Origin of the sequence: Bacteriovorax sp. DB6_IX (assembly GCF_000447775.1) — a bacterium.
Lineage (GTDB): Bacteria > Bdellovibrionota > Bacteriovoracia > Bacteriovoracales > Bacteriovoracaceae > Halobacteriovorax_A.
The window spans coordinates 1-5,262 of the sequence record NZ_AUNJ01000431.1 but is presented as its reverse complement, the minus strand read 5'-3'; the positions used below and the strand labels follow the sequence as shown (position 1 = coordinate 5,262).

The window sequence follows — 5,262 nt, the reverse complement described above, 5'->3', positions numbered from 1 at the left end:
CAATTTGTAAAAAGAATTCATCAAGGTGATATCTTCTCACAAGAAGTCATTAAGAAGTACTGTGACCAGGGACTTAAGAATTTCTATATCCCAAAAGAGCAGCAGAAGAACTTCACAACTTTTGTTTCAAATAAACTCGTAGAGCTTCTTAATGATCCAAAGCTTGAAGGAGATGCCAAACTCGAGGCGATGGGGAAATAGTTACGATATCGTTACGAAGGAAATTCTTAAAATTGGGTTTAACTCAGCAACAGTTCAACTTACAGAATCTATTGTTAGCAATATAATGGAAACTTTTAAGAATGAAGAGAAGGTCTCTCCACTACTTAGAAAAATCATTAACTCTAGAACCAGCTATATCTATCAGCACTCCCATATGACTGCAGTTGTTTGTAGTGAGATTCTTAAAAATCTCAAGCAAGACTCAAAAGAGCTCCACGAGAAAATGTCCTATGCAGCATTTTTTAAAGATATCTCTTTGGCCGAAAACGAAGAGCTTGCTCAAATCAATAGTTTTGAAGAGCTAGAAAATGCCAATATCTCAGAAGAACAATGGGATATGGTCTTTAACCATGCCCTAGAAGGCGCTGTGCTTATCAGGCATTATCCAGAAGCCCCTCTAGACATCGATAATATTATCAAGCACCATCACGGTAGCCCAAATGGAAAGGGCTTCTCTGTCACAGGACAAGAAAGTAAATTCGACCAACACTCTCTGATTTTTATCATTGCCGTTGAATTTGTTAATGAGCTCATGAGTTATAAAGTAAAGGGCGGAACTCCTAAGCCAGTCATAGAAGAGCTTAGAAGCAAGTATACAAACCCTGATTCTCTTCTTATCATAGATGCACTTGAAAAAACTTTGAAAAAGAGTGTAAAGAGCGATGAGTGATCAAAAAGAAATTAGCTTTAAAAATAACCCAATCTGTAAATTATTTAATATTAAATACCCTATTATTCAGGCCGGGATGGTCTGGGTGTCAGGGGCAAAGCTAGCGGCCGCAGCAAGTAATCATGGCTGTCTTGGAATTATTGGTGCAGGTTCAATGAAACCAGATCTCTTAAGACAACATTTACAAAAGGCCAAGCAATTAAGTCAAAACCCTCATGCCCTAGCAGTCAATATTCCACTTCTTTACAAGTACGTCGAAGAGCAGATTGAGGTCTCTCTGTCTGAGGGAATAAGAATATTCTTTACTTCAGCAGGCTCACCCAAGAAATACACTCAGTACTTAAAAGACAAGGGTGCGACAGTAGTGCATGTCACCTCTTCTCCAGAGCTTGCCCTAAAGTGCCAGGCCGCAGGTGTCGACGCCGTCGTCTGTGAAGGCTTCGAGGCCGGCGGGCACAATGGAAGAGATGAAATCACGACAATGTGCCTCATTCCTCAAGTTGCTGATAAACTCTCAATTCCCATCATTGCTGCCGGTGGTATTGGAGATGGAAGAACAATGGCAGCGGCCATGTGCCTTGGAAGTGATGCTGTTCAAATAGGGACACGCTTTCTTATGACACGTGAGAGCTCTGCCCATGACAACTTTAAAGAGGCCATCCTCAAGGCCCAAGGTGGAGATACTAAACTTATGATGAAGAAGTATGTCCCGGTTAGACTTCTCAAGAATAAGTTCTATGAGCAAATTGAAGAAGCAGAAAACCGCTGTGCCAGTGTAGAGGAATTGGTAACAATACTTGGCAAAGGTAGAGCAAAGGCCGGTATGTTAGATGGAGATATGGAATCTGGGGAGCTTGAAATTGGCCAAATTAGTGCCTTGATGAATGATCTTCCATCTGTTGAAGAAATGGTGAATAACCTACTTATTCAATATCAAAGAACTATTAACAAATTTTAACTAAAATTATCTCTGAGAGTAATTGAGATTTATTTAACTCTGCCCGATAATAGATGAACGGGAGATCACTTTGAATCATAGAATACTCGTTGTCGATGACACAGAAGAAATTCACGACCTCTTTACCTTCATTCTTCAGAGCATGGAGAAGCAAGTCTCGCCTAATAAGCTCGAGTCTAAGATAGATGATATCCTCGCAGGAACAGAGACCAGCGAGCAAGCTTGTGAAGGCCTAAAGTTTAAGATAGACCATGCTTTCCAAGGAGAGCAGGCCCTTAACATGATAGACAAGGCCCATCAATCCAATGAGCCCTATTCTCTTGTCTACATGGATGTCAGAATGCCCCCTGGAATCGATGGAATAGAAACCATTAAAAGGGCCCGAGAAAAGTACCCAGAACAAGAATTTGTCATTTGTACGGCATTTAATAATTATGAATGGGAAGAGCTCTTTAAGCTCTTTGGTCACAATGACAAAATCCTCTATATGTCGAAACCATTTTGTGACACATCACTTAAGCAGATGACCAATTATATTTTAACCAAAGTACAGAAAAGCTTAGAGTCTTAAGCAGTGGGAATCAAGATCTCAATTGTCGCACCCTTATTTAAGCCTTCACTATAGGCACTAATCTCGCCCCCAAGCTCTTTTATCGTATTAGCAGCATCGTGTAGGCCAAAACCACTTCCCTTATCTTTAGTTGTATAACCAAATTGGAAGAGATTATCGAGGGTCTCCTGATTCATTCCAATACCCGTATCTGTATAGCGAATCTTAATTTCACCCTCTTCATTTTCACTAATTACAATATCAACGCTCATTGGATTATTAATATCTGGACTCTGAAGAATAGACTCCTTCGCATTTAAGAGAAGGTTCACAAAGACATTGAGTAAATTGGCCTTATTTGCCTGTATTGGCCTGACGTGCTCTTGTTGATAGTGAATATTGATACGATGTCGCCCAAGGGATTCGCTTAGGAGCTGAATACTATCTTTAATGACTTCATCAATTCTCACTTCTATGAGAAAGTTTCCAACCTTGGCATACTTTTGTTGCGACTGGACCGTTTTTAACATTGTACGATTGGCCTGTGTAAGAACTTCAACCTGTTTCACGAGATCTGCATTTTCACTCTCCATTTGCTTAACGAGCTCATCATAGGCCCTAAAGACTTTCCTAGATTCATCATTGAAGGAGCACTCTTCTTTACTCGAGATATAGTCTTTGACTCGTGAGAAGTGCTTCACATTTGAGTCCACAACTAAGCGACGAATATTTTCAGCAGTATTACTTGCGAGGGTCAAAATATTTCCAATATTATGAAGAACCCCTGCTGCCATTGTTGCCATCCCGGCCATATGGGCAGACTCTAAGAGCTTGGCCTGTGCTCCTCTTAACTCCTCCGTTCTCTCTTCAACTTTCTTTTCTAGATTGGTATTGAGATCCTTAAGAAGAAGACTCTTGCTTCTAACATTGGATATGAGGTGATTAAAATAATTTCTAAGATAATTGATCTCATCTCCAGAGCGGATCTCATCTCCTAGCTCCGTACTAAATTCTTTACGGGCCTCTTTCATCTCAACTAGTAACTCTTCTAGTGGGTAGAAGAGAATATGTTTAAAAAAGAAATAACCAAGGATGAGGATAAGTATCACGACCCCATAGATGATTTTAATATAATCCATGATGATCTCATTAATATGATCACCGTACTTTGTATTATCGTAACAAACACGAAGGTAGAACCTCACAAGTCCATTTATCTTAATCGGATAGAAATACTCAACGAGGAACTCACTCTCCTTTACCCTTCTAGAAAAGAGCTCTTTCTTCCCTTCTTTAAAAAGATCAAGAATATCAACTTTTTCGGCATTACCAAATTGTGAAACGCTGACCCCCTCCCTATTAAAAACTTGAATATACTTTATCTCAGGATTCTCCTTTCTCGATTTCACAATAATTCTTTCAACCTCATCAGTGAGATCATAATCAAGAGGCTCCATCATGTAGAGGGCCAATTGCTGGGTGAACTTTGTTTGCACATCCTTAACAGAGTTAAGGGCCAATTTCTTCATTCTATTTGAATGATAGGTTGAAGTGAGAACGGTGAGAGTCATTATAAGAATAATGAGAAATCCAAGGATTTTATATCTAAGGGCCAAGTTCTTCATAAGCTAGTCGATGGTATAAACCTTATTATTAACAGGTACGATTCTTTTATTTCTAATAGTGTAGATTTGAGTTCCTCTTAGAGCACTATGGGATTTTCTAGAAAATGAAATAGGTTCCGTAAGCCCCATCGTTTCGAAATTTCTAATTGATTCAAATGATTTTAAATAGTCAAGGCCCTCATGAGTTCGAGGAGCCTTTTCTATCCCACGGGCCATCACCATCCCAGTTGCCCAAGCTGCAATATACTTAGAGGGAATTCTTCCAACTTCACCTCTTATTTTTTGGATATAATTTCTTAGCTCTCTAATGCCCTTCAAATTCCCCTGGTCTCCTTGAGGAAAGAGAGGAAGACCCATATAACCTTCACTTGCCTTGTGGACCAGTCCCATAATATTTTCATTAAAGGCCCAGTTAAGACCAATGAGCTGTGTTCTAAGATTCATTTTATTTGCGGCCTGTAAGATAGCAACTGTGGCTTTAGTTGTTTCTTGAATAATAGCAAAATCAATATTCTTTTCCTTTAAAGCTTTAATTTGCTCCATTGCCGAGTTGGCACCCAATTCAACGACGATCTCAGCGCCTAGCTCTAAATTCATTTTTTTAAGAGCGCTTTGGAATCTCTTATTGAAAAAGGGCGATCTTCCAAAGCTGGTTGTATTATAGATAATTCCGACACGGGCCTTTTTCTTCTGTGATTGAATATACTTAAGAGCAATTATCGCCTGATCAGTGTAGCTTGCTCCCATAAAGAAGGTGTAGGGAGAACTCTTAGGTGTGGCCAGAGACTCATCATAGGAAGCTGTAAAGACAATGATCTTATCCTTTGAGGCCCTGTCTTTAATTTTCAAACAAGAAGCTGTCCCCCACGCATGAATAATTTTGACACCCTTTTTCTTCATTTCTTCATAATGCTTTAGGGCAATGTCGGGGTCATACTTTGTATCTCTGACAATGACTTCAATTTTCTTTTGAACTCTCTTTCCCTGAGTTTCATTGTAGTAATTAAAATAATCAGTAATGCCTCTTAGATAGGAGCGGGCCACATCTCTAGTCTTACCAGAGTAATCCATAAGAAGCCCAACTTTCACCACCTCAAGCTCAATTGCATTTGTGGCCTGTGAAAATAGAAAATGAATAAAGAATAGTAATGATAGAAAGAATCTAACTTGTTTCATGTCACCCTAACTTTAGTTGTCACAATAAAGTACAAATAATTATAGCCTAGCTATGTAAAAA

At 39.3% G+C, this 5,262-nt stretch carries 6 protein-coding genes; 4 read left to right on the top strand and 2 right to left on the bottom strand.

What is annotated here, in order from left to right:
* The 4 genes from M901_RS13430 to M901_RS13415 all read left to right on the top strand — a co-directional run.
* Positions 1-201: hypothetical protein (locus M901_RS13430; RefSeq protein ID WP_021278745.1), on the top strand; the 201-nt coding region annotated here is incomplete at its 5' end.
* Complete coding sequence (locus M901_RS13425; protein WP_198295405.1) at positions 152-892, top strand: hypothetical protein; 741 nt, start codon at positions 152-154, stop codon at positions 890-892. The genes M901_RS13430 and M901_RS13425, both read left to right, overlap by 50 nt.
* A complete protein-coding gene (locus M901_RS13420; RefSeq protein WP_021278746.1) occupies positions 885-1,850 on the top strand; it encodes a nitronate monooxygenase family protein in 966 nt (321 codons plus the stop codon). The genes M901_RS13425 and M901_RS13420 overlap by 8 nt, the downstream gene beginning before the upstream one ends.
* Before the next feature lie 70 nt (positions 1,851-1,920).
* Positions 1,921-2,421, top strand: coding sequence for a response regulator (locus M901_RS13415; RefSeq protein ID WP_021278747.1), 501 nt, complete (start codon positions 1,921-1,923; stop codon positions 2,419-2,421).
* Here M901_RS13415 and M901_RS13410 read toward each other — a convergent pair.
* Positions 2,418-4,025, bottom strand: coding sequence for an ATP-binding protein (locus M901_RS13410; protein WP_021278744.1), 1,608 nt, complete (start codon positions 4,023-4,025; stop codon positions 2,418-2,420). The two genes, M901_RS13415 and M901_RS13410, sit on opposite strands and share 4 nt — an antisense overlap.
* Before the next feature lie 3 nt (positions 4,026-4,028).
* Complete coding sequence (locus M901_RS13405; protein WP_021278748.1) at positions 4,029-5,201, bottom strand: ABC transporter substrate-binding protein; 1,173 nt, start codon at positions 5,199-5,201, stop codon at positions 4,029-4,031.
* Between the last annotated feature and the right edge of the window lie 61 nt (positions 5,202-5,262).

Excerpts from the sequence above, each read along its gene's own strand:
- M901_RS13425 (WP_198295405.1), top strand. The coding sequence starts at position 152 with ATGATCCAAAGCTTGAAGGAGATGCCAAACTCGAGGCGATGGGGAAAT.
- M901_RS13405 (WP_021278748.1), bottom strand. The coding sequence starts at position 5,201 with ATGAAACAAGTTAGATTCTTTCTATCATTACTATTCTTTATTCATTTT.
- M901_RS13410 (WP_021278744.1), bottom strand. The coding sequence starts at position 4,025 with ATGAAGAACTTGGCCCTTAGATATAAAATCCTTGGATTTCTCATTATT.
- M901_RS13420 (WP_021278746.1), top strand. The coding sequence starts at position 885 with ATGAGTGATCAAAAAGAAATTAGCTTTAAAAATAACCCAATCTGTAAA.